This is a genomic window from Jejuia sp. G7-7, from assembly GCF_055808955.1.
Genome location: NZ_JBVVSZ010000001.1, coordinates 1,900,596 through 1,925,505 on the forward strand (window position 1 = coordinate 1,900,596; position 24,910 = coordinate 1,925,505).

Below are 24,910 nucleotides of genomic sequence, written 5' to 3' on the forward strand. Positions count from 1 at the left end.
TTAAATTCTCTGTAAATCTACCTCTAAACCAAGCAGTAAAATGTGACTAATGTCCTTAATTAAGAATCATATGTTCCAATTCATAAGCATCACGAAAACTTTACTTAAAAACATAGTATCTTATGCTCACAAATTAAAAAAAATGCTTTTTATAGGATAAATTTGAAGAGCTTCTTAACTTTTTTTAATTCATACAACAAGAAATTTATATTCAAATGAAAAAAATATCAGTTTTACTTTTAATTTTATTCAGCTTTATTTTAACCTTTTTCAATTGTGAAAAAGAACAAAAGGTTTATGCAGATATTATTTATCAAAAACCCGAAATCGTTAAAATTCCATTAGTGAATTTTTTATCGCCAGAAGAAAGTATAAAAACCATGCACTTACCTGAAGGTTACCGTATGGAATTAGTGGCCAGCGAACCTATGATAAATGAACCTGTTGCCATGGAATGGGATGCAAATGGAAAACTATATGTAGCCGAAATGCTAACCTATATGCAAGATGTAGATGGAACAGACGAGCAAAAGCCATGGAGCAGAATCTCTCTTTTAGAAGATACCGATGATGATGGCAAAATGGACAAAAGCAGCGTTTTTATTGATAGCCTTGTGTTACCGAGGATTATCATGCCTCTGGATGACAGATTGATTGTTGGAGAAACCTATAACCGTGATATGTGGAGCTATCGTGATACTGATGGCGATAATATTGCAGACGAAAAAGTACTTTTGTTAAAAGAAGAAGTGCGTGATAACTCAAACCTAGAGCATCAATCAGCGAGCATGCTTTGGAATATTGATAATTACATGTATTTATCAAAAGGATCGGTTAGATATAAATTTACGCACAATAAAATTGAAACCGACACGATGCTAGATGCACCCAACGGCCAATGGGGTTTAACACAAGATGAAGTTGGTCAACTCTATTACTCTAGTGCTGGCGGGGAAAATTCGTCCTTAGGGTTTCAACAACATCCATCTTATGGTAATTTAGAATTAAAAGGACAAAAACAAGTTAATTTTGAAGCTGTATGGCCAATTATTGGCACACCCGACGTTCAGGGAGGAATGATGCGTTTGCGTAAAGATGGCACCTTAAATCATTTTACAGCTAGTTGCGGACAAGCTGTTTTTTTAGGAGACAAATTACCACTTTATGGCGATTTGTTTATTCCCGAACCTGTTGGAAGACTTATTCGACGAGCAAAAATTGAAAGAGTTAATGGAAAAGCTGTTTTGAGTAACCCGTATCATGAAACTGAATTTTTGGCCTCAACCGATGCCAATTTTAGGCCAGTTGATATGAAAACAGGACCTGACGGTTGTCTATACGTAGTTGATATGTACAGAGGTATCATTCAGGAAGGAAATTGGACTCGAAAAGGTAGTTTTCTTCGTCCTGTAATAGAAAAAATGGGCTTCGATAAAAATATAGGCAAAGGAAGAATATATCGTATAGTTCATGATGAGATAAAACCAGGAAAAAAAGAAAAATTATTAGACAAAACGTCTAAACAACTACTTTCATATTTAGGGCATGATAACGGTTGGTACCGTATTAATGCTCAAAAATTGATCATTTTAAAAGGCGACAAATCTATTATTCCAAGTTTAGAAAAAATAATAACTAAAGATGATAATGCCTTAGCAAGACTACATGCTTTATGGACACTCAATGGTTTAGACGCAACAAATGAAACAACACTATTGAAGGTTTTGAATGATGAAGATGCTCGTATAAAACAAGCTGCCATCAGATTATCTGAACCTTTTTTAAAACTTAATAATAAGGCTATTTTCAACGCTATATCTGAGTTAAAAGATGATGGAAATATTGATACAAAACTTCAAATTATTCGCTCTTCTGGAAGATTCAAAACTTCAAAAACAAAAGAGTTAATTAAAGACATCATGGATAAAAACCCAAATAATGAAGTTGTTCAATTAGTAGGTGCTGAAAATTTAAAAGAAGACCCCCCTGTTATCGAGCAACTTAAAAAGAAACATATACTCAAAAGTGGTAATATTAAAAGAGCAATTATAAATGGTTATAAAAATTATAACAGTATATGTGCAGCTTGCCACGGTAAAAATGGAGAAGGTATTGAAGGATTAGCACCTACACTAATTGGTTCTAAACGAGTTACTGGAAATCATGAGATTACAATAAAAATTCTTCTTGATGGTTTAACAGGTCCTATAGACGGAAAAACTTACTCTGGGGTTATGGTTGGCATGAAACATCAAGACGACAAATGGATAAGCGATGTAATCACTTATATACGTAGTGAATTGAATGATGCTAGTCCATTAATGGAATGGCGATTAAAAAACCTTAAAAAGAAAAAGAATATTAAAGAACGTGATGGCTATTGGACTATCGAAGAACTTTATAAAAAATAGATACTTTTAAAATAATACCAAAACTCATGAAACCATTATTTAGAATTACTTGCCTCTCACTTTTTATGTTGGCGTTTACAAACTCTATTTTTTCTCAAAAATCTGATGTTAAAATTATTGGCGAACTTAAAAAATGGCATAAAATAACTCTTGAATTTGAAGGTATGGAAACTTCTGAAGATGCTGAAGACAATCCATTTTTAAATTACAAACTGGATGTTACATTTAAACATACTGCTTCGGGAAAAACCTATACCATTCCCGGATATTATGCAACCGATGGAAATGCAGGCAATACAAGTGCCACTTCGGGTAATATTTGGAAAGTACATTTTGCCCCAGATGAAATTGGACAATGGGAATACAATGTGCGCTTTGTAAAAGGAAAGTGGGCTGCTATTAGGGTGTCCAACAAATTAAAATCAGCAGGTTTTATGGATGGCACACGTAATTTTATTAATGTTGGAAAGTCTGATAAAACTGGACGAGATTTCAGAGGAAAAGGGCGTTTGCAATATGTTGGAGAGCGCTATTTGAAGTTTGCAGATAATGGCGAATATTTCTTAAAATGCGGATCTGATGCACCTGAAAATTTTCTAGCCTATAATGAATTTGATGGCACGTTCCATAATGACGGTAAAGGCGATAAATTGGTTAAAACTTGGGAGGCACATGAAAAAGACTGGAATATTGGCGACCCAACTTGGAAAGATGATAAAGGTAAAGACATTATAGGAGCAGTAAATTATTTAGCTTCCAAAGGAATGAATGCGTTTTCTTTTATCACAATGAATATTGGTGGAGATGATAAAAATGCGTTTCCATATTTAGACTATGCGACTTTCGACAGATTTGACACTTCTAAATTAGACCAATGGGAAATAGTTTTTGAACATGCCGATAAATTAGGGATGTTTCTCCATTTTAAAACTCTAGAAGCCGAAAACCAAGGTATTTTGGATAATGGTGGTACAGGACTTTACACAAAACTATACTATCGAGAATTGGTTGCACGTTTTGGACACCATTTAGCATTAAACTGGAATTTATGTGAAGAAACTGGAGATTGGCAAAACCCACCACGTTCTTTTCCTGTGGATGTACAAGGACGATTAACTTTAGCTAATTATGTGTCTTCTATTGACCCGTATAAACATCATATTGTAATTCATAATGGCAATTGGTATACTGGCATTTATGGCAAGGATAGTAAATTTACAGGAGCGTCTCTTCAAACTAACAAAGCAGATTTTAGAAATGTACACAAAAGTGTTTTACGCATTTTAAAAGAAGCTGATGCTCAAGGTAAAACATGGGCAGTAGCCTGTGATGAACCTGGAGATGCGCAACACTCATTATTACCTGATGCCGAAAACCCTGAACATAACAATGCTAGAAAAAATGGTTTATGGGGTGCTTTTATGGCTGGTGCTTGGGGTACAGAATGGTATTTTGGATATGCTCACCCACATTCAGATTTGACATGTCAAGACTACCGCTCACGGGATTTATTCTGGAATCAAGGAAAAATATGTTTGGATTTCTTTAATGATAATAATATCCCTGTTGCTAAAATGAATTCTAATGATGCTTTAATTTCTAGTAAAGGGGATTTTGTTTTGGCTAATCCTGGAAACACGTATGTTATTTTTCTGAAAGAAGGAGGGGTATCAAAACTTGATTTGGGAGAAGGTAACAAAACCTACCAAGTATCTTGGTACAATCCTCGAAAAGGAGGAAAACTGATGAAAGGAAAAGTGAAAACAATTTCTGGAAATGGGTTTCAATCTTTAGGTTTACCACCTAAGGAAAAGGGTAAGGATTGGGTGGTTTTGGTTAAATAATAAAACTTAACTTTAGCAGTAATGATAATCAATTTATGATATCAAGGCATCTATACCTTAACATAATTTTATTATTTTTTTCTTGTGCTTCAAATCCAAAGCAAGTACCAAAAAAGATAGATAAAGAAAATACAAATAAGCTTATATCTAACCTCTCATGGAATTCAATAGAGATTGCTAACACTTACGGGACATCATTAAAGATTAAAGGAAAAAGTGCTTTAGAATTGTAGAGATTAGGAAAAAAAGTTTCTTTAGATTTATTAGAAGCAATGAAAGATGAAGATATGTCAGAGTAGAGCATTTAATTCTTACTAATATTTGGGAGCCTGAAGTATCTTTTTTAAAAGCAACATTTAATAGTTTAAACAATTCAGATGAAGTTATCATAGAATACAGAGTAAATAATTTTTCATGGTACGAATATCCTAATACCAATATTAGATACTCTATAGATACCGTCGAAAGAGATAAAATTGTTAAATATTGGTATAGGAGAATTACTGAAGGACTAAGCAGAATGAAATAATTAGTATTACTGCCAACTCACTCAAAATCAAAAGTATTTAACCAAAACCAACTAAGAGTTAAATCAACACCCTCTCACCATTAAGGGCAATAGATTTATAAATAGCTTTGAGAACTTTTAAATCCGCTAGCCCTTCATGTCCAGAAACAATTGATGCCGTATTGTCTTTTATGTTTAAAGCAAAGGCATCCATTTGCGCAGCTTGCTGATTGAATTTAGGGAAATCTAAAATCTCTTCCCCAATATTTCCTTTAATACCACTATAACTATAAGAAGGGTTTAAAACAGCCTTAGTTTTTTCTGTACTCACCATTAAATGATTTGTACTAAAAGCATATGTAGTTGTTGAGTTTGAGATTCGTCCATCAGGAAATTCCATTTGCCATGTTACTGTTTCATCCACTTCTTTAAACTTTTCTGAGCCAGATTTAAACTCTTGGGCTCTTAAAGCTACGGGTTCTTGTCCGAAAGTATAACGTGCTGCTTGAATACAATACACACCAACATCCATTAGTGCACCACCTCCTGCTAAACTTTTCTTTAAACGCCATTGTGTTGGGGCTCCAATTTTGAAACCAAATTGAGAGCTCACATAAGTTACTTTCCCATAAGGTTCATTTTGAGACAAATCAATTATTCGTTTATGATAAGGATCAAATTGTAAGCGATATCCAATAGTCAGTTTTACATTATTTTCAGAACATGCTTTAATCATGGCTTCACATTCTGCAACCGAAACAGCCATTGGTTTTTCGCAAATAACATGTTTACCTGCTTTTGCAGCTCTAACGGTAAATTCCGCATGCATCGAATTTGGTAAGACGATGTAAACTATATCTATAGTTTTGTTTGAAATTATAGTATCAAAATTGTTATAATTATAAATATTCTCCTGAGGTATATTGTATTTATCTGCCCACTTTTGTTCTTTCTCCTTAGTACCAGTAACAATTCCTGCTAAATAACAGTATTCTGTTTCTAGAAGTGCTGGCGCCAATTGACCATTAGAATAATTACCCAAACCAACCAGAGCTACTCCTAATTTTTTTGTTCCAGAAGCACAACTTGAAGCTATAAAAGAATTAAGAGGCAGACCAATTCCTAATGCGCCTATTCCTAGAGTAGATTTTTTTATAAAACCTCTGCGCGAAGCATTACCTGTTTTTTTGATTCCATAAAGCCTTTATTTAGAATAATTTATAAAAATAATTTCTTTGGAAGATATCACTTTTAATGCTTTTGAACGGACTTGTGACCTACTATAATATCATTCACATTAATGACAATTCGTCTGTAATCAAATAAAGATGCAATAGGGTTATCATCTTTAACTTCTAAAACAACATGGATTTGGCTATCACCAGCACCAGTAGGTATAACTAATTTAGTCTTTGATGAATTAGAATTGACGATGTGTATTTTGCCTGCATATGTTCCTGCTTCTTGATAAATCCACCAGCGGTATTGCAGATTATCTCCATCAGGATCACTAGAAGCTGAAGCATCTAAAACTATAAGTTCTCCTGGGCTAGCACTTTTTCTAACTATGGTGTTTGTAATATCATCACTAAACGCTGCTATTGGATGATGATTTGCTTCATTATAAGGTTTCTCACACCAATCCATTCTACATATTTGATCGTTGTACATCGCTTCTCGCCATCTCCAGATTGGGACATAATTGTCATTATATACTTTTCCATCTTGAGAATCTACCCAATAATCGCTAACCTCCACATACGTGTAAAATGGTGCATTATTTATTTCATCTACCTTAATATCTGAATGTCTAGACCAAAAATCTGGAGATTTAGTTTTACTAAAACGGCCACCCCAACCTCCCCAAGATGGTTGATTAATATCAAACAAGCCTTTATTTACTAAACCCATCCAAGGTATAGTACCACCACCTTCCATGAAACCAAGTCCGCCATCTTTAAACCCGTGATACCTTCTTTCTGGATATATACTTCCTAAAGCACCATGATTATTCATAATATGCTTTTGCTGCCATTTTAATTGACCTTCAAGATTATACGCATAAGGGTTCCAATAGTTTGGACCCAAGTTAACCGTTAAATCACCATCTTTTCCTCCAGGACCTCCGTAAGCATACGTTTGATAATTACTTCTTATCCAATGTATTTTTGGAAACTGATTACATATCCATGCTCCCGCATTATCTTGTGCGCCATTTTCAAACACTCTTAATTTTGCAACAAATTTTCTTACTTCTTCTTTAGAGTGGTTTTCTTGATAATCCACCAAAGCCTGTGCTAAAGTATTAGACCCAGCGTTTACTACAACCCATATTGGTCTTGGGTCATCTTTTTCTACTGCTTTAATAATCAACTCAGAACCCTTAGTTGCATTACCAGAATAAACATCTTCAATCCCATAGCCGCTTTGACCAGCTGTTATTACTTTTCTTAATTCATTAGGTACAGGGAAACCTTTTGCATGTTGTTTTAAAACCTCAAAATCCTTCTCATAGGCATCAATAATTTGATAAAATAGCTCTGGATGTGTTGTTCTACGATATTCATCGTGAGACTCTGGTCTCAAATATTTTCCAGTAACTGCAATTAAGCCTTCAACATCAAACTCATTTGCACAAGTCATCATATGAATCATTTGCTGCATTTCATCTGGCTCATTCCCCATGTCTGCTAGAATTATTAACCGATATTTTTCATCTTGTGTCGTATTTTGTCCATATCCCTGTATGACTAATATTGAGTTTAATATTAAGATGATTAATTTTGACTTCATAATACCTGTTTTGAAATTATCTAGTTCTTTTTAACAGAAATTTTAAAAGCTCTAACTTTTAGATATCCACTCACCCAACTCAAAAGCATTCAACCAAATACCTTTATTACCTTTTCCATCAAAGTTAATAATTACAGGCGTTTTCCCATCAGAAGTAAATACAAATTCTCCCATTCCTGGCAAATCCCATTGCATTTGTTTGCCTGCTGTTACTTTTACCGTTTCACCTTGTTCCATAGCTTTTGAAGACACTTGTAAAGTAGATTCATATGGCAATTTATGAATGGTTACAGATTTTAATTTTTCCTTATTAGGATCCATAGAGTCAGAATTACTGCTAGGTGCATGATGCCATGTTTTTAATTTATAAGTACCTTTTGGCAAATTACTAAATGTTAAGTTTAGTCCGTTATTATCTATAGCAATTACTCCATCGCCATAGGCAAAACCATATTTTCCAATCACGTTCATTTCTCCTAGCCATCTGTAAATGCCATCACTAGAAGCCGTTGTAAGTTTAGCTTTTGCTCCTTTAAATTTTTTAAAGCTATAAACGTTTTTAGTATCGTCCTTACCATTCCAAAAGTTCCAACCAAATTGTGTCAATTGGTCTGATGCTCCGATGTCTACTCTTTCTTTAGTAAAATCATAAATAGGCTTTGCATTTTTAGTAACATAATTAGTAGTGTTTGCTACAGAAGTTACTTGAGCCCTTCCTGATTTCAACCCTTTAGATTTTGCATATACTGTAATAGTTTCTGTTGAGCTTCCTGCTTTAATTAAAGCTGGCGCAACACCATACTCTGTAAACATTGGGTTTGCATTTATATTTGCATTATCACCTATGACGCTTGCATCTCCTTTAATTGAAAACGTTACTAAATTTTTAGCGTCGGTTACCGTTGTTCCGTTTTTATCTACAATTGTAGCATATGCCATTAAAATATCGTTATTATCAGCTGTAAATTGTCTGCCTTTTGTATCTAATTTTAGTTTAATTGCAAAAGGTTTTCCCGGTGTTCTCTTAACTCTTTCAATTACTTTTCCATATTGAAAAATAGCTTTAGCAACCAATTTCCCTTTTTGATATTTTATATTCTTAAAATGAAATGGTGGATGCTCCAAACCATCATAAATAGTATCTGTACTTGGTTTACTTTTAGCAATTTCTTTTCCGTTAAGTATCAATGACACCTCATCAGCATTACTAAAAACAGTTACTTTATCTGTACCAGACACCCAATCTTCTTCAATATTTATAAAAGGAGCTTCTAACAATTCAGATTTATACCACTCAAACTGAGGTCTTGAATATCTAAAAATGGTCATCATACCACTTCTAGTTCTATCGATATTACTTTTCGCCTTATCGTGAGAAGGATGAAAGGTGTAATATGCATGGGCTGTCCATGATATTAACCCCGTCATCATCGGGTCTTTTTTATAAGGAGCAACAGCCGCAGGGCCTCTACCTCCTTCCATAGCAAAAATTGTTTCGGTTCTGTCCCATAAAAAAGGCCCGTACAACATATTCGCATTAATATCAGTTAAACCTGAAGCTTGCCAGCCCGTCCAACGTGCACCTTGAGAAGCGGTTAAGCGAATAGGGTCTTCTTGTTTAATAGTATTATGAACTCTTGGCACATAACCGCGATGGTTTACGCCAGCGCCCCACATGACTATGGATGCATGGTTTCTATGGTTACGAACCATGGTTCGGGCAGATTTTTCTAAATTATCCCACCACGAATCTTTTTGTGATATTGAAATCCATGTTGGTGCTTCTTCATACACCAAAACACCTAGCTCGTCACAGGCTTCAATTAATGCATCATCTTGTGGATAATGTGCAGTTCGCATAATATTAAAACCGAACTCCTTGAACTGCAACATATCTTTATAATGCAACGCATTTGGTACCGCATCGCCAATGTATGGATATTGTTGATGGCGGTTAAACCCAATCAATTCGATAGGTTTGTTATTCAACATGAAACCTTTTTCTGGATTTAATTCAAACTTTCGAAGTCCGATTTTATTTTCAACAAAATCAATTTCCTTTCCATTAATTAAAACCACACTATTCACTCTGTACAAATAGGGGTTTTCGGTATCCCAAAAATGTACATTATCTTCCAAACTTCCTATTTGATTGAATTGAAATTCTTCCCCTACTTGTATCGTTTTGTTGTCTGTAAGTCTTAAAACAACTATACCTTCGGCATTAATAATTCGGGTTACAAGTTTTATTTCTTCAGGCTTTTCGGCTTCATTCTTAACTGAAGTTTTTATATTAATTGTTGCATTTTTATTTATAGGGTCTATGGTAGGTGTAGTAATATTTACGCCAGAATTTATTGTTTCCCAATTGAATGTTATATGCGTTGGATTCGTTTCAACTAAATACACATCACGATATAAGCCGCTAAATTTTACATAATCAAAAGGTCCCGGATCTGGAGGTACTATTTCATTTCTTCTATTGTCACAAAGCACAGTTACTTGGTTGCTTTTCCCGCGTTCTACAAAATCTGTAATATCAAAATGAAACGGTGTATAACCGCCAGTATCATGTTGTCCTATGTGTTCTCCATTTACCCAAACATCAGTTACTTGATGTGCACCTTCAAACTCTACAAACACTTTTTTATTAGAATCACTCACATCTATATCTCTTCTATACCAACCTACAGTTCTATGAAAAACCAATTGTGTTTTCTCATCATTTAAACCATCGAGTGTTAAAGATGTTAATTTTAAAGTATGCGGAATGGTAACTGTTTCCCAATTTGAATCATCCAAACTTCTTTCAAAATTTTCGGCATCTGGCTCCCCTAATTTAAATTTCCAACCCTGATTGAGAATTTCCTTGGTTCTATCTGTATCTGGGAAACCATATGGTAAATCTTGAGCTAAACTTAAACCGAAAGCGATAAAAATGGTAAAAAATGATGCTATAATTTTCATTTGATTATTATTTTTATTAAAATTATCAACGTCTAGGGTTAAAATATCATCGCGTTCATCTGGTCTAGTTGTAGTGAACTTGTGTTTTCCTAAACTGAGGCTTTCAATATGTCTTGCCATCAATCCATAAGATGGTAGGACTCCAAAAAAACTAAATTCAGGATATCGTGTTTCATCTTCAGCTACAACATTTTCTTTATGCTTGCCTACCCCCACCAGGTAACGTCAAATAGATATTCTTCAAATTAATTGTTCCCACTTTATGATTTGGTGTTCCCGTGATAAAAACAGCTGCAGGTGGCGTTACTCTGGAATTATCCAAATCTGCTGTTGATCCAGTAACATTAGAAATATTAACATTATTTATAGAACCCACATCCTGTTTTGGCGCATCTCTGTACGTACGTAAACGTTCTCCTAACCTTATAAAGATAGGCATATCAACATTTTTCATATCAATACTGTCTATAGTTACATCAGTAATATTAGCACCGTCTACGCTCAATAGTTTTATGCCTCCTCCTTTTGTGTCTTTTACTTTACATCGCCTAATATCAACATTATACATATCTCCCATAGACTCCGTTCCAAACTTTATGGCGCCCCAATCACTCTTAAGGGTACAGTCACTTACTTTAACATTATAAGTTGGTAATGGACTTGTAGTTTTCAAACAAATAGCATCATCGCCAGTATTAATATAACAGTTTGTTATTTCTACATCATGGCTAGAATCTATATCTATACCATCATTGTTTTTATTGGCATGACTGTATATTTCTAATTGATTAATAGTGACATCACTACATTGAAAAAGGTGACAGGTCCAAGCTGCTGGTTGTCTCAAAAGCAAACCTTCAATATTAATATTTTTCGTTCTTACAAAACGGACTAAAAATGGTCTATTTGACACTAGTTTATTGATGGTGTTTTTTTCATAACCTTTCTTTTGTAAACTTTCACGAAGTGTTTTATGTTCAAAAATCTTACCTCTACCGTCTATAATTCCTGAACCAATTAAACCTATGTTTTTAGCATCAACGGCACCTATCAAACATTTGCCTCTTACTTGTCCAGTAGCATCAACAAACGAATCTATATTTCTATAATCTTGAGGGTTTTCGCTTCCTATTAAAGATGCGTTTTCTTCAACCTTTAAAGTCACATTATCTTTTAATAAAATTGTTCCTGTAATATAATCACCACCCTCAACTATTACTTCTCCTCCTCCAGATTCATGGCATGCATCAATGGCGGATTGAATGGCAAGTGTATTATTCGTTTTATAATCGCCTATGGCACCAAATTCGTTTACATTATAAAATGATTGGTTTTTTTTACAAGCAGAAAAGATTAAGCAGAAAGCTACTAGTGCAAAATTAAATATTCTCACAAATTATTGGTTTTAGTTTAGTGTGTTCTCAAAAAGTAAATATTGTAATTTTTGTGGGTTTTATTAATGACATATGAATACAATACTGAAACATATGTTCTCATTTGATTTTTAAAAAAATTATAGATTATAACCATTCGTTGTCTTTTTGTGAACTTACTAACTCATCCTTAGCGGCTTCTTTTTTGTATTTTGCTCATACATTTAAGACTATTATTTTTAATATGAAAAAGTTATTGTTTGTAATATTCACATCAGTTTTATTATATGAAACTATAGCTGCTCAATCTGAAATTGATTTGGACTTTGCTAAAACAAAAATCACAAATGCAATTGATGCTTCTAAAGCTAAAAACTATTCTATTAAATTCAAAAAAGACAAACGACTATCTTCCGAAGCCTATAAAATAAAGGTGTCAGGTGCTACAATTTTTATTTCTGGAAGTGACGAATTAGGATTACTATATGGTGGTTTTGACGTTGCGGAACAAATTGAATTGAACAATAATGTGATTAATAAAGAAGGTAAGCCTTTTTTAAAAAAACGTGGTTTAAAATTGAATATTCCTTTAGATGCACGTACACCAAGTTATGACGATTCTGGAGATGCAGCTCAAAAAAACATTATCGAAATGTGGAATTTCGATTTTTGGACTGAATTTTTGGATGCTATGGCGCTACATAGATACAATACTCTAACACTTTGGAATCCACATCCATTTCCTTCCATGATTAAATTAGAAGATTATCCAGCTATTGCACTAGATGATGTTTACCAGACGACTTTAAAACCATTAGGCAGAGAAAACGAGTGGGGGGATCCTCAATTAGTATCTAGTAATGTTATTAATAATTTGAAAAAAATTAAGTCAATCACAATTGATAAAAAAATTAATTTCTGGAAACGAGTGATGAAATACGCAAAAAAACGAGGTATTGATACCTATTTTATAACTTGGAACATTTGCCCAAATAGCGTAGCACAACCTGTTGAACCTTATCATAAAACTTTTGGCATTAAACTATGGGACGAAAAACCAGCAAAATATGGTATTTCTCATCAAATGAACAACCCAAAAACCATCGCTTACTACAGGGAAGCTGTTAAAACTTTTTTGCTCACGTATCCTGATGTAAAAGGCATTGGTGTTACAGCTGGAGAATATATGCCTCATACCTGGGATGGTTATAATAGAGAACAATGGTTATGGGAAACTTATGGTTTAGGAATTCTTGATGCTAAAAAAATACAACCCGAAAGAACTGTACCTTTTATACACAGAGTTTGGTATTCTGACATGAATCAAATCATGAAATATTGGGGCGATTACCCAGATACTTTTGAAGTTAGTTTTAAATATGCCAAAGCAAGGGTCTATTCATCTCCTACTCCGCCATTTGCTAAAAGTCATTTAAAAGAAATGAAACCTTTCAAATTAAAATCTTGGTGGAATTTAAGAAATGATGACATTTTTGTATACCGTTGGGGAGACCCTGATTATGTGAAAGACTTTTTACGTTTTTTCCAAAAGAAGAAACTGCTGGCTACTATTTTGGATCTGATGGCTATTTTTGGGGAAGGGAATTTATAAGCAAAACTCCAGAGTTGAAAAATCAATTAGAGATAAAAAAGCATTGGTTCAATTTTATGCTCTGGGGAAGATTAGGGTATAATGACAATTTAAATGATGATTTTTTTGAAAAAAATTGAGTTATCATTACAAAGTTACTGACGCAAAAAAACTCCATAACACTTGGAAAACGGCTTCAAAAATCATCCCTAAAATCAATATGTTTCATTGGCGTGATTGGGATCATATGTGGTCTGTAGAATCTTGTATGGCAAGACCTGTTTTGGGAGGTTTTAGAACTGTTATAGATTTTATAGACAACCCAACCATGGCCGAGAGTAATATTATGAATCCTAAAAAATTTGCTGAAGTTTCAACAGGAAATAAATCATTAAATGATGAAATTTCGCCATATGAAATTTCAAAAACACTAAGAAATTATGCTTCTGAAGTGATACAAAACTCAAATCTTTTAAAAAGAGTTAACTACAACTCCATTGAAACCAAAGTACTTCTTGATGATATTCAAGCCATGGCACATTTAGGTAATTATTATGCTGATAAAATTGATGCCGCTATAACCCTAGCTATTTATGATGAAACAAAAATAAAAACTCATAAAGAAGAAGCTGTAAAGCTTTTAGAAAACGCTTTAGAAAATTGGCTGTTTTATACTAAAATTTCTTCAAAAAATTATAAACCACAAATGCTAGCAAGAACAAATATTTTAGATTGGAACGCTATAATAAATCATGTGAAAGAGGATATTACCCTAGCGAAAAGACGCTAGTTTTAATCCACAAACTCCATTAACCCAAACTCTTTAGGCTGATGCACATCTTTAGAAAAATCATCTATCGGAAAAATGGTTGAAGTAATTCTGCGTTCTCCCTCAGCTTCATTTCGCTCTTGACGAATTGCAAGAAAAGTCCATTTCGCACCTGCTTTTACAGGTTCAAAATTGGCTAAAAACCCAAAAGTAGCAATTGGGATTTTTAGTTCCATGGTCCAACCTTTATCAACATCAGAATTATCGTTTATAGTACCTTCATAAATCACTTCTACTTCATAATTTGGATTGAATGTTTTAAAGCCAATATGGTTTCCTTTGTAATAGTCGTTGAAGTAAATTAAATCGTTTGCTGCTTTATAAATATTTATTTCAAAGCAAAAATGGGTGTCTAAAGGTTCAGGAACTGGAATAATAAAAATTTCGGCACAGTCATCAAAAAAAGGTTTACCGTCTCTTTTGGTTTCTCTTGCGTTCAAATATTTATCTTCGAATTCATAGAAAACATATAAATTTTTAGCATCCCATAACATTCTAAACGTTGATTTTTGTTTATCATTGGGTTTTGTAACTTTATAAAAATAGTCGAAGGTCCTACTTTCTGTTTTACCCCAAACCTCTTCATCCATTTTACCGTCAATATTAATTGGTTCGTCGGTTTTTAAAACTTTAAAAACTGGAAGTTCTTTAGCCTCTATTTTTTGCTGAGAATCTGGTTTATTATTACACGATACAAATAGAAAAACCGAGAAAATACAACTACATATTATTTTCATTAGTGTGAAATATTTAATTACCAATATACCCAATTTGAACTATTTTTACTCATTAGCACACTAAAATGTTAGTTATGTTGTATTATTAGAAACATATGTGTTAAAAAAATCGACATATAATTTCAATCTTTGTAAAACACAAACCAACAAACTACTTATCATGAATAAAATATTGAAACCACTTATTGTTTTAACGCTTTTCACCGTTATTTTTTCATGCGAAAAACAGGCAGCTAATGTTGCAGACGCATCCTTTAATAGCAACTGGCTTTTCAACAAAGGAGAAGCAAATAGTGCAGAAAAAAACGAATTTGATGATTCTTCTTGGAGGCAACTTAATTTACCTCATGATTGGGCGATTGAAGGTCCTTTTGACAACAAGTACAATGCTAGAACAGGAGGTCTTCCCGTACACGGCATTGGCTGGTATCGTAAACATTTTACGGTTTCAAATGATATGGAAGGCAAGCAAATTTCTGTAGAATTTGATGGTGCCATGAATAATGCGCAAGTATTTATTAATGGCGAATTGGCAGGAAACAGACCTTATGGCTACATTGGTTTTGAAATAGATTTAACCAAACACATCAAGTTTGGTGCAGATAATGTAATTGCCGTAAAATTAGCTCCCGAAGATTTAGCACAACGTTGGTATTCTGGTGCTGGAATCTACAGAAATGTAAGGATTAAGTATAAAAACCCAATTCATGTTCCGCAATATGGTACATACATTACAACCCCTAAAGTAAGTAGCGAGTTGGCTCAAATAAATATTGAAACTAAAATTGTCAACAAAGGAGCTATCCCTTCAAACTTAAAATTAAATACTTCAATTTATGATGGTGCTGGGGAATTGGTAACCTCAAATGATACTGATATTTCAATTAAGCCAAATGAAGAACTAAAAAAAGACATTAGCTTAGAAATTTCAAATCCTGACATTTGGGATTTAGACACACCTCATTTATACAAAGCAGTAACAGCAATTTCGAAAAACGGAACTATAATAGATACATATAATTCTGAATTTGGAGTAAGAACCATTAAATTCACTCCAAATGATGGCTTTCTTTTGAATGGAAAACGTGTGCAACTTAATGGCGTATGTATGCATCACGATTTAGGTGCTTTAGGTACAGCTGTAAATTACAGGGCTACAGAACGTCAAATGGAAATCATGAAATCTATGGGTGTTAATGCGCTGCGTACTAGCCATAACCCACCTTCTCCCGAAATGTTACAGGTTTGTGATAGGTTGGGGATTCTCGTGCAAGTTGAAGCATTTGATGAATGGAAAATAGGAAAAGTACCCAATGGCTACAACAAATATTTTGATGAATGGCATGAAACCGATTTAAGAGATATGATAAAACGGGATCGAAATCATCCTTCTGTAATTATGTGGAGTATTGGTAATGAAATTTTGGAACAAGCAAAAGCAGATGGTTGGAAATTGGCAAAAATACTTAATGACATTTGCCATGATGAAGACCCAACAAGACCAACAACCGCAGGCTTTAATTATTATCCTGCACCGTTTAAAAATAAATTGGCTTATCAAATTGATGTGGTTGGCATGAACTATTGGCCATTGGAGTATGATGACATTAAAAAGGCGAATCCAGATATGATTATTTATGGTTCTGAAACCTCATCAATGACAAGTAGCCGAGGTGTTTATAATTTACCTATAAGTGGCGATTTTTATAGAGAAACAGGTCATGTATCCAGTTACGATGTTATTGTAGGGCCACCTTGGGCATATGCACCAGATGCCGAATTTGAAGCGCAAGAAGCAAATCCTTTTTCTTTGGGCGAATTTATCTGGACAGGCTTTGATTATTTAGGAGAACCAACACCTTACGCAGGTAGAGATAATCATACGCATGGGTATTGGAATGATGATTGGCCATCACGCTCTGCATATTTTGCTCCTGTAGATTTATGTGGTTTTCCTAAAGATCGTTATTATTTATATCAAAGTCAATGGACAGAAAAACCAATGGTACATGTATTGCCACATTGGAATTGGGAAGGAAAAGAAGGCAAAAAGATACCTGTTTTTGCATATACAAATGCAGAAGAAGTTGAACTATTTGTAAACGGCAAATCTTATGGCAAAAAAGTAAAAGGTAAAGATTTAACACCTGTGCCTGCTGAGTACCATAGTTTTGATAAAGGCACATTTATGTCACCATATAGATTATCTTGGGAGGTCCCTTACCAACCGGGGTCATTAAAAGTAGTTGCATATACAAAAGGAAAAGAAGTTGCTACTGAAGAAATAAAAACTGCAGGTAAACCTGCAAACATATCATTAGTAGCTGATAGACAAACTATTTCTGCCGATGGTAAAGATTTAAGTTATATAACCATTAGAGTTGAAGATAAAGATGGTAACCTTTGTCCGAAAGCAGATAATTTAATCAACTTTAAAATTGAAGGTACTGGTGTATTAGCAGCTGTTGATAATGGTAACCAACGCTCGATGGAATCTTTCCAGAAACCTTTTAGAAAAGCATTTAGCGGTATGTGTTTATTGGTCGTAAAATCTACTGAAAATACTGGAGAAATTAAAATTACCGCAACTTCTGAAGGATTAGAAAACACTACTATTAATTTAAAAACCGAGTAGTTTTGATAAATTCATAGCATAAAAAAGCACTCTAATTAGAGTGCTTTTTTATATATTTTGGTGGAATTGATTTAACTAGCTTTTTGCTGTGCTTCAATTCGTTGTTTCATTTTTTCAACTTTCTTTTGGTCTTTAGTTGCGTTTTTAAGATTAACTTTCTCTAAACGGTTTAACTCAACTCTTATTTCCTCACTACGCTTTTGAAGTTTCGCTAATTTCTCATCTCTAGCTTTTTGTCTTTGTAAACGTTCTTCTTGCTTAATTGCAGCAATACGCGTCAATTCTTGTTCTTTCTTTTTTAGACGCATTTTTTGCAACGCTACTGTTCCATAAGCATAACCATACATGCTTAAAAAGAGTAACGCTATTAATCCTAATATAATTAAGCCATTTTCCATAATCGTGAGTTTTTGAGGTAAAATCTTTTAAATTTATAAAAATCTTTTCAGAAATTCTAAATTTTTTAATAAAAGTAGTATAAAGAGATACTTACATTAAAATAAAAAAGGTGAAGTACTTAAAAAAAGTTGAAAGTTAAATATCATTATGAGAATTAAGATTATCGGTTCTATTATCCCGATATTATTATTCCGAAGTTATTTTTAAACCGCTCTCCTTCCAGTTTAAAATTCCACCTTCCAATTCATAAATAGTATCAAAACCAGCTTCTTTAAAGACAGATATACTCTTAGCACTTCGCTTTCCAGAACGACAGTAAATAAAAACGGGATTATTTATATTTAATAGCTTAACACTATCAGCGAAACTTTCAGAAAAATAATTTAGATTTTTTGCGCCTTTTAGATGACTAGTAGTAAACTCATTCGGTTTTCTTACGTCAATAAGCTGAGCATTATTTTTATTAATTTCAACTTTAAATTCCATAGGTTTCAATTTAATCGAACTAGAATTTGTAAACCATTGACAACTTACTATGATGAAACTCAAAAATAAAAAAAGCACTTTTTTCATTTTATGTAATTAAGATTCTAAATCGACAACATCTCCTGTCCAATCTAGCATACCGCCTTCAAGGTTATAAGCATTTTCAAAACCTAACTGTTCCATAATTTGACATGCTTGTCCGCTTCTATTTCCAGAACGACAATACACATAATAGTTTTTACTTTTATCAAGATCTTCAATGTCATTAATAAATTCTTGACCCTTATATATATCTATATGAATGGCATTAGGTATAATACCGTCTGCAACTTCCGCATCAGTTCTTACATCCAAAACAATCGCATTGTCATCATTAGCCAATTGTTCTGTCCATTCTTCTTGTGTTAAATCTTCCATGTGTGTTTTTAATAAATATTATGTCATACAAAATTAATACATCTAATATGATAGACGAAAAAAATCCGAAGTATTACACCTCGGATTTCATCTTGCAAATTTCTTGCCCTTTTTTAAGAGACTGTTTAAACCTTAATTGAACAACCTATAGCTTTTGTTTTTTTCACCTTAACTTCTTTTCCATCCAATATGGCATCAACTGCATCTTCAAGAAAGGTTTCTTGTACAGCATCAGGATTTCTTGAACTATCATCAATAGCACCGATGTATTGCACAACCATTCCTTTTTTTGTTTTTTCTAGCACATAATTATGTGGCGTTTTAGTGGCTCCAAATTTTGGATATACTTTTTGTCCTTCGTCTACCAAATAAGGAAACGTAAAGCCTTTTTCTTTTGCTCTTTCTTTCATTGCTTTAAAACTATCTCCAGGTTTAGCATAAGGGTTATTTGGGTTTATAGCTATTACTGGATACCCTTTGGCTGAATACTTTTTATCTAATGCTATAATCCTGTCCTCATAAGCTATTGAAAACGGACATGTGTTACAAGTAAATATTAAAATAAAGCCTTTAGCATCTTTATAATCTGCCAATGACACCATTTTCCCATCAATGTTTTTTAATGAAAAATCTTCTACTACATCACCAATATCATAACTATGATCGTGTTCTACTTCGTAATTTGTATAAGCACTAGCTACAACTACTAATGCTACCATTGCACATATTTTTACTAATTTTTTCATATTAAATAGTTTTAAAAGTGTTTAACTTCTTCTAGCAATTCTTCATAAGTGAAAGATTTTTCAAAAAACTTCCGCTCGTTTTTATTATAAATTATAGTTGCTGGTATAGAACCTGACCATGATTTATCAATTTCACTAATCCACTTATTTTCATTAGAATCATTTAAAACAATTACCTTACTTTTTAAATTTTTCTTTTTAATAAATGGTTTTAACTTAGACTCATAAACATGTGGGAAGTCTAAACTAACCAATATAACTTCAACATTCTTGTCCTTATATAATTGGTTTAATTTCTCAAAATATGGTAATTCTTTCACACATGGCCCGCACCAAGTTGCCCAAAAGTTAATAACATATGTTTTATCATCCTTCTTATTCAAAAACTGCTTAAAACCTTCAAAATTGTATATTTCTAAATCAATTTTTGATTCGTTACCATCTGTTACTTCAACCTTAGCATCTGCAACTTTTAATACAACTTTTGATTTTTTGTCTTTTACACAAGAACATACTAAAATCAACAAAAATAAGTAACTAATTATTTTCATAAATTATTAATTCAAATATAAATTTACGTAATACAACGCTATCAAAATACTGTTTAACAAATATTTAATCAAAACTAAGTCTAGATAATATTTTTTCTTACATTTGTATATACAACAGTTATACATGAGGATAGAAGATATTTTAAAAATTGGTGGAAATATCACTCAATCAAAAAGTATAATCGTTAACATTTTATACACTTATGGACTTATAAATGGTGAGTTAAATAAAGTATTAAAACCCTTTGATATTTCGATACAACAATTTAATGTATTGCGTATTTTAAAAGGTCAAAAGGGCAAACCAGCATCGTTAAGTACAGTTCAAGATAGAATGATCAATAAAATGAGTAATACTACCCGATTGGTGGATAAACTCATAAAAAAAATTAGTTAAAAAAACAATAAACAAAGCCAACAAAAGAAAGATTGATATAAACATTACAAGTGAGGGATTAAATTTTTTGAGAGAAATCGACACATTGATTGATAGCACAGAAATAAATTTGGTAAACACTTTAACTGATAAAGAGGCCAAAGAATTGATCAGATTATTAAGTAAAATTAGGTTAATAGCAAACTAACTCTCTCTCATTACTTAGTAATCACTTAAAACTACCATAACCTTATGGTAGTTTTTTTATGCAAAAATATTCGGAAAGAATTGTATAATTATATTTTCATCTTTATATTTGGTGCTTATTAAAAAAACACATGAAATCAATTTTAAATAATACTTGGTGGTGGTGCTTTCGAAACTAATCTTCGTGAAGTAAAACCCTAGTATATTTAAACCTAAAATATTCAAAAGGCTTGTCATTCACGACAAGCCTTTTTTTATATCAAACAAATGGAAAAATTTAGTCTTTATACACATCATAAAAGAATTCTAACAGATACTATTACACCTGTTTCTGTGTATTATAAAATTCGCGACAAATACCCAAACAGTATCTTGTTAGAAAGTGGTGACTACCATAAAAGTCAAAAAAACTTTTCATATATCTGTTTCAATCCTATTGCTACAATAAAGGTTGAAAATGAAGTGATTTCAGAAACATTTCCTGATGGAAGTTCTACATCTATTGAAATAACAGAAGATGTAAATGTAGTAGATGAGATTTATAATTTCACCAAAAAGTTCGACACCAAATCTGAAGAAAATTTCAAGTTTATCAACAACGGTATTTTTGGTTATACCGCTTACGATGCGGTGCGTTATTTTGAAGATGTTGAAATTAGCAAAAAAGATGATTCTGTGGTTATCCCAGATATTTATTATGCGGTTTATCAAAACATCATTGCCATAAACCATTTTAAAAACGAGGCCTATATTTTTGCACATTGTTATGAAGGTGTTGAAAATAATATTGATGACATTGACAAGCTAATTAATGTACAAAATTTCGCATCCTATAAGTTTAATTCTAAAGGCGATATTAAATCCAATTTAACCGATGATGAATTTAGAGAACATGTTGAAATAGCCCGAAAACATTGTCAACGTGGAGATGTATTTCAATTGGTACTATCCAGACGTTTTTCTCAAGAATATACTGGTGATGATTTTAATATTTACCGCGCCCTAAGAAGTATAAACCCATCGCCTTACCTATTCTATTTTGATTATGGCGATTTTAAAATCTTCGGAAGCTCGCCCGAAGCACAATTGATAGTAGAAGATGGTTTAGCTGAAATTCATCCCATTGCCGGAACATATAAAAGAACTGGAGATTACGAAAAAGATGAAATTTTAGCCGAAAATTTAAAAAATGACGATAAAGAAAATGCCGAACATGTGATGCTTGTGGATTTGGCAAGAAACGATTTAAGCCGTCACGGAAGTCAAGTAAAAGTAGAAACCTATCGAGAAGTTCAGTTTTTCTCCCACGTCATTCACTTGGTAAGCAAAGTAACGGGGCAAAAACATGAATCAACCTCAACTATGCAAGTGGTAGCAGATACATTTCCTGCAGGAACCTTAAGCGGTGCACCAAAACACAGAGCCATGCAACTTATTGAAGATTACGAAAAAACAAGTCGTGGTTTTTACGGTGGCGCCATTGGCTTTATGGATTTTGATGGTAACTTTAACCACGCCATAATGATTCGTACGTTTTTAAGTAAAGATTATAAATTAAATTGGCAAGCAGGCGCAGGATTGGTATCAAAATCAAACCAAGAAAACGAGTTGCAGGAGGTTTACAATAAATTAGGCGCATTAACTAAAGCTATTCAATTAGCAGAAGATATTTAAGATGAAAAAAGTATTAGTTATAGATAATTACGACAGTTTCACATACAATCTTGTGCATTATTTAGAAGATTTAAACTGTGACGTTACCGTAGTAAGAAACGATAAATTAACTTTGGAAGATGTAAAACCTTTTGATAAAATAGTCTTATCACCAGGTCCTGGAATTCCTGATGAAGCAGGTTTATTAAAAGCTATTATTAAAAGATATGCACCAACAAAAAGCATCTTAGGTGTTTGTTTAGGACAACAAGCTATAGGCGAAGTTTTTGGAGGCTCTCTAGATAATCTTGATGATGTTTATCATGGTGTTGCAACAAATGTTACCATTAGTGTTGAAGACGAATATATATTTAACGGTTTAAATAAAAACATTGAAGTAGGTCGTTACCATTCATGGGTGGTTAGTCCAGAATTACCAGAACCTTTAGAAGCGACTTCTTTTGATGCAAACGGACAAGTGATGTCATTAAGACATAAAGAATACGATGTTAGAGGTGTACAATACCATCCTGAATCTGTGTTAACACCAGATGGAAAAAAGATTTTAGAAAACTGGGTTAATAATTAGTCAAAAGTAAAAATGAAAGACATTCTTAACAGATTAATAAACCACGAAACCATCTCAACTGAGGAGGCTAAACAGGTTATCGTTAATATATCTAACGATATGTATAACCCTAGCCAAATTGCATGTTTTCTATCGGTTTATATGATGCGAAGTATTACCATTGAGGAATTACAGGGCTTTAGAAACGCACTTTTAGAACTTTGTGTTTCAGTAGATTTAAAAGATTTTAATGCTATAGATATAGTTGGAACAGGAGGCGATGGTAAAAACACCTTCAACATTTCTACATTATCCTCTTTTATAACTGCGGGAGCTGGAGTTCATGTTTCAAAACATGGTAATTATGGCGTATCATCAACATCTGGTTCATCAAATGTTATGGAAAATTTAGGCGTTAAATTTTCCAATGATGAAGATTTTTTAAGACGCTGTTTAGACCAAGCAGGAATCTGTATTTTACACGCACCCCTATTTCATCCAGCCATGAAAAATGTGGCTCCAATAAGAAGAGAACTAGGTGTAAAAACGTTTTTCAATATGTTAGGTCCATTAGTAAACCCTTCATTCCCGAAAAATCATGTGCTAGGTGTTTTTAATTTAGAAGTTTTAAGACTGTATAGTTTTTTACATCAAAACTCAGGGCATAATTATAATATTGTCTACGCCTTAGATGGCTATGATGAAATTTCATTAACCGGAAAAGCTAAAATTGTTTCTAATCATTCTGAAAAATTGTTTGCTCCTGAAGATTTAGGACTAAAAACAATACCTCAAGAAGCTATTTTTGGAGGAAATACCGTTGAAGATGCCGCAAAAATATTTGTAGATATTATAAATGGTAAAGGCACAGAAGCACAAAATAACGTGGTTTGCGCCAATGCAGGATTAGCCATTGCAACTAGCAAGCAAATTTCGCATCAAGAAGGTTTTGAATTAGCAAAAGAATCATTGTTATCAGGTAAAGCAAAAACGAGTTTAAATAAATTGATTGAGTTGAGTAAATAATGAACATTCTAGATAAAATAACATTAGATAAACGCAAAGAAGTAGCTTTAAGAAAAGGCTTAATTCCAGTTTCTCAATTGGAACAATCTATTCTATTTGAAAGACCAACGGTTTCACTAGCCAACAACTTACGCCAAAGTAAATCAGGAATTATTGCTGAACACAAAAGACGATCTCCGTCAAAGTCTGTTATCAATAATGGGTTAAACGTCCAAGATGTAGCAAAAGGCTATGAAGACGCTGGTGTTTGTGGTATGTCTGTTTTAACAGATGGGAAATATTTTGGTGGCTCGTTAGACGATTTACTAACTGCAAGGGCAAGTTGTAATCTGCCTTTATTACGTAAAGAGTTCATCATAGACGAATATCAATTATTAGAAGCCAAAGCTTATGGAGCTGATGTCATTCTTTTAATCGCAGCAATACTATCTAGAGATGAAATCAAACAATTTTCAGAGTTTGCTAAAAGTTTGAATTTGGATGTCCTTTTAGAAGTTCATAACGAAGAAGAATTACACAAATCGGTCATGCCTAGTTTAGATATGCTAGGAGTAAATAATAGAAACTTAAAAACCTTTGAGGTTAGTTTAGACACCAGTAAAAGTTTGAGCAACCTCATTCCAGATGATTTTGTAAAAGTATCAGAAAGTGGTATTAGTAATATTGAAGCTATCAAAGCATTACAGCCTTACGGTTATCAAGGGTTTTTAATTGGTGAAAACTTTATGAAAACTGATAGTCCTGGTGCAAGTGCAACGCAATTCATTAAAACTTTAGAAGGATGAAGTTAAAG

At 33.1% G+C, this 24,910-nt stretch carries 20 protein-coding genes; 10 read left to right on the plus strand and 10 right to left on the minus strand.

Annotated elements, in window-relative coordinates:
- The first annotated feature begins 215 nt into the window (after window positions 1-215).
- A complete protein-coding gene (locus AC0L5U_RS09310) occupies window positions 216-2,411 on the plus strand; it encodes a DUF7133 domain-containing protein (protein WP_473415965.1) in 2,196 nt (731 codons plus the stop codon).
- Window positions 2,412-2,437: 26 nt separating this feature from the next.
- Complete coding sequence (locus AC0L5U_RS09315) at window positions 2,438-4,255, plus strand: DUF5060 domain-containing protein (protein WP_473415967.1); 1,818 nt, start codon at window positions 2,438-2,440, stop codon at window positions 4,253-4,255.
- Between the two features lie 587 nt (window positions 4,256-4,842).
- Here AC0L5U_RS09315 and AC0L5U_RS09320 read toward each other — a convergent pair.
- The 4 genes from AC0L5U_RS09320 to AC0L5U_RS09335 are packed head-to-tail and all read right to left on the minus strand — an operon-like array spanning window position 4,843 to window position 11,916.
- Entirely contained in the window at window positions 4,843-5,955 is a 1,113-nt protein-coding gene (locus AC0L5U_RS09320; protein ID WP_473416237.1) for a Gfo/Idh/MocA family oxidoreductase, read from the minus strand.
- Between the two features lie 59 nt (window positions 5,956-6,014).
- Window positions 6,015-7,556 carry a DUF1593 domain-containing protein gene (locus AC0L5U_RS09325; protein ID WP_473415968.1) on the minus strand — a complete coding sequence of 514 codons (1,542 nt, stop codon included), beginning with the start codon at window positions 7,554-7,556 and terminating at the stop codon, window positions 6,015-6,017.
- A 51-nt stretch (window positions 7,557-7,607) separates the two neighbouring features.
- On the minus strand, window positions 7,608-10,739 hold the full coding sequence (locus AC0L5U_RS09330; protein ID WP_473415969.1) for a glycoside hydrolase family 2 protein: 3,132 nt from the start codon (window positions 10,737-10,739) through the stop codon (window positions 7,608-7,610).
- Complete coding sequence (locus tag AC0L5U_RS09335) at window positions 10,720-11,916, minus strand: glycoside hydrolase family 28 protein (protein WP_473415970.1); 1,197 nt, start codon at window positions 11,914-11,916, stop codon at window positions 10,720-10,722. Before AC0L5U_RS09335 ends, AC0L5U_RS09330 begins: the two co-directional genes overlap by 20 nt.
- A gap of 224 nt (window positions 11,917-12,140) precedes the next feature.
- On the opposite strand from AC0L5U_RS09335, the gene AC0L5U_RS09340 reads away from it, so the two are divergent.
- Together AC0L5U_RS09340 and AC0L5U_RS09345 are read left to right on the plus strand one after the other, a co-directional pair.
- On the plus strand, window positions 12,141-13,508 hold the full coding sequence (locus tag AC0L5U_RS09340; protein ID WP_473415973.1) for a hypothetical protein: 1,368 nt from the start codon (window positions 12,141-12,143) through the stop codon (window positions 13,506-13,508).
- Window positions 13,509-13,623: 115 nt separating this feature from the next.
- Entirely contained in the window at window positions 13,624-14,277 is a 654-nt protein-coding gene (locus tag AC0L5U_RS09345) for a hypothetical protein (protein ID WP_473415975.1), read from the plus strand.
- Between the two features lie 2 nt (window positions 14,278-14,279).
- On the opposite strand, the gene AC0L5U_RS09350 is transcribed toward AC0L5U_RS09345, so the two are convergent.
- Window positions 14,280-15,053, minus strand: a complete 774-nt coding sequence (locus AC0L5U_RS09350) for a carbohydrate-binding family 9-like protein (protein ID WP_473415976.1) — start codon at window positions 15,051-15,053, stop codon at window positions 14,280-14,282.
- A 160-nt stretch (window positions 15,054-15,213) separates the two neighbouring features.
- On the opposite strand from AC0L5U_RS09350, the gene galB reads away from it, so the two are divergent.
- Window positions 15,214-17,688 (plus strand): beta-galactosidase GalB, encoded by a 2,475-nt coding sequence (galB, locus tag AC0L5U_RS09355; RefSeq protein WP_473415977.1) that lies wholly within the window; start codon window positions 15,214-15,216, stop codon window positions 17,686-17,688.
- Between the two features lie 71 nt (window positions 17,689-17,759).
- Here galB and AC0L5U_RS09360 read toward each other — a convergent pair whose 3' ends face one another.
- The 5 genes from AC0L5U_RS09360 to AC0L5U_RS09380 all read right to left on the minus strand — a co-directional run bounded on the left by AC0L5U_RS09360 (window position 17,760) and on the right by AC0L5U_RS09380 (window position 20,287).
- Window positions 17,760-18,086 carry a hypothetical protein gene (locus AC0L5U_RS09360; RefSeq protein ID WP_473415978.1) on the minus strand — a complete coding sequence of 109 codons (327 nt, stop codon included), beginning with the start codon at window positions 18,084-18,086 and terminating at the stop codon, window positions 17,760-17,762.
- A 187-nt stretch (window positions 18,087-18,273) separates the two neighbouring features.
- Window positions 18,274-18,573 carry a rhodanese-like domain-containing protein gene (locus AC0L5U_RS09365; RefSeq protein ID WP_473415979.1) on the minus strand — a complete coding sequence of 100 codons (300 nt, stop codon included), beginning with the start codon at window positions 18,571-18,573 and terminating at the stop codon, window positions 18,274-18,276.
- A gap of 96 nt (window positions 18,574-18,669) precedes the next feature.
- Window positions 18,670-18,990, minus strand: coding sequence for a rhodanese-like domain-containing protein (locus AC0L5U_RS09370; RefSeq protein ID WP_473415981.1), 321 nt, complete (start codon window positions 18,988-18,990; stop codon window positions 18,670-18,672).
- Between the two features lie 125 nt (window positions 18,991-19,115).
- The gene (locus AC0L5U_RS09375; RefSeq protein ID WP_473415982.1) at window positions 19,116-19,736 is read right to left on the minus strand and encodes a thioredoxin family protein; all 621 of its coding nucleotides are present in this window, start codon (window positions 19,734-19,736) and stop codon (window positions 19,116-19,118) included.
- 11 nt (window positions 19,737-19,747) lie between these two features.
- Entirely contained in the window at window positions 19,748-20,287 is a 540-nt protein-coding gene (locus AC0L5U_RS09380) for a TlpA family protein disulfide reductase (protein ID WP_473415983.1), read from the minus strand.
- 124 nt (window positions 20,288-20,411) lie between these two features.
- Here AC0L5U_RS09380 and AC0L5U_RS09385 point away from each other — a divergent pair, with 124 nt between their 5' ends.
- The 5 genes from AC0L5U_RS09385 (at window position 20,412) to trpC (ending at window position 24,902) form a co-directional block, all read left to right on the plus strand.
- Entirely contained in the window at window positions 20,412-20,684 is a 273-nt protein-coding gene (locus AC0L5U_RS09385) for a hypothetical protein (RefSeq protein ID WP_473415984.1), read from the plus strand.
- Between the two features lie 453 nt (window positions 20,685-21,137).
- The gene (locus AC0L5U_RS09390; RefSeq protein ID WP_473415986.1) at window positions 21,138-22,544 is read left to right on the plus strand and encodes an anthranilate synthase component I family protein; all 1,407 of its coding nucleotides are present in this window, start codon (window positions 21,138-21,140) and stop codon (window positions 22,542-22,544) included.
- 1 nt (window position 22,545) lies between these two features.
- Window positions 22,546-23,112, plus strand: a complete 567-nt coding sequence (locus AC0L5U_RS09395; RefSeq protein ID WP_473415987.1) for an anthranilate synthase component II — start codon at window positions 22,546-22,548, stop codon at window positions 23,110-23,112.
- Between the two features lie 12 nt (window positions 23,113-23,124).
- Window positions 23,125-24,117, plus strand: a complete 993-nt coding sequence (gene trpD, locus AC0L5U_RS09400) for an anthranilate phosphoribosyltransferase (protein WP_473415988.1) — start codon at window positions 23,125-23,127, stop codon at window positions 24,115-24,117.
- Entirely contained in the window at window positions 24,117-24,902 is a 786-nt protein-coding gene (trpC, locus tag AC0L5U_RS09405; RefSeq protein WP_473415989.1) for an indole-3-glycerol phosphate synthase TrpC, read from the plus strand. The genes trpD and trpC overlap by 1 nt, the downstream gene beginning before the upstream one ends.
- The last annotated feature ends 8 nt before the right edge of the window (window positions 24,903-24,910 follow it).

Excerpts from the sequence above, each read along its gene's own strand:
- AC0L5U_RS09310 (WP_473415965.1), top strand. The coding sequence starts at position 216 with ATGAAAAAAATATCAGTTTTACTTTTAATTTTATTCAGCTTTATTTTA.
- AC0L5U_RS09315 (WP_473415967.1), top strand. The coding sequence starts at position 2,438 with ATGAAACCATTATTTAGAATTACTTGCCTCTCACTTTTTATGTTGGCG.
- AC0L5U_RS09325 (WP_473415968.1), bottom strand. The coding sequence starts at position 7,556 with ATGAAGTCAAAATTAATCATCTTAATATTAAACTCAATATTAGTCATA.
- AC0L5U_RS09340 (WP_473415973.1), top strand. The coding sequence starts at position 12,141 with ATGAAAAAGTTATTGTTTGTAATATTCACATCAGTTTTATTATATGAA.
- AC0L5U_RS09350 (WP_473415976.1), bottom strand. The coding sequence starts at position 15,053 with ATGAAAATAATATGTAGTTGTATTTTCTCGGTTTTTCTATTTGTATCG.
- galB (WP_473415977.1), top strand. The coding sequence starts at position 15,214 with ATGAATAAAATATTGAAACCACTTATTGTTTTAACGCTTTTCACCGTT.
- AC0L5U_RS09360 (WP_473415978.1), bottom strand. The coding sequence starts at position 18,086 with ATGGAAAATGGCTTAATTATATTAGGATTAATAGCGTTACTCTTTTTA.
- AC0L5U_RS09365 (WP_473415979.1), bottom strand. The coding sequence starts at position 18,573 with ATGGAATTTAAAGTTGAAATTAATAAAAATAATGCTCAGCTTATTGAC.
- AC0L5U_RS09370 (WP_473415981.1), bottom strand. The coding sequence starts at position 18,990 with ATGGAAGATTTAACACAAGAAGAATGGACAGAACAATTGGCTAATGAT.
- AC0L5U_RS09375 (WP_473415982.1), bottom strand. The coding sequence starts at position 19,736 with ATGAAAAAATTAGTAAAAATATGTGCAATGGTAGCATTAGTAGTTGTA.
- AC0L5U_RS09380 (WP_473415983.1), bottom strand. The coding sequence starts at position 20,287 with ATGAAAATAATTAGTTACTTATTTTTGTTGATTTTAGTATGTTCTTGT.
- AC0L5U_RS09385 (WP_473415984.1), top strand. The coding sequence starts at position 20,412 with ATGAGGATAGAAGATATTTTAAAAATTGGTGGAAATATCACTCAATCA.
- AC0L5U_RS09390 (WP_473415986.1), top strand. The coding sequence starts at position 21,138 with ATGGAAAAATTTAGTCTTTATACACATCATAAAAGAATTCTAACAGAT.
- AC0L5U_RS09395 (WP_473415987.1), top strand. The coding sequence starts at position 22,546 with ATGAAAAAAGTATTAGTTATAGATAATTACGACAGTTTCACATACAAT.
- trpD (WP_473415988.1), top strand. The coding sequence starts at position 23,125 with ATGAAAGACATTCTTAACAGATTAATAAACCACGAAACCATCTCAACT.
- trpC (WP_473415989.1), top strand. The coding sequence starts at position 24,117 with ATGAACATTCTAGATAAAATAACATTAGATAAACGCAAAGAAGTAGCT.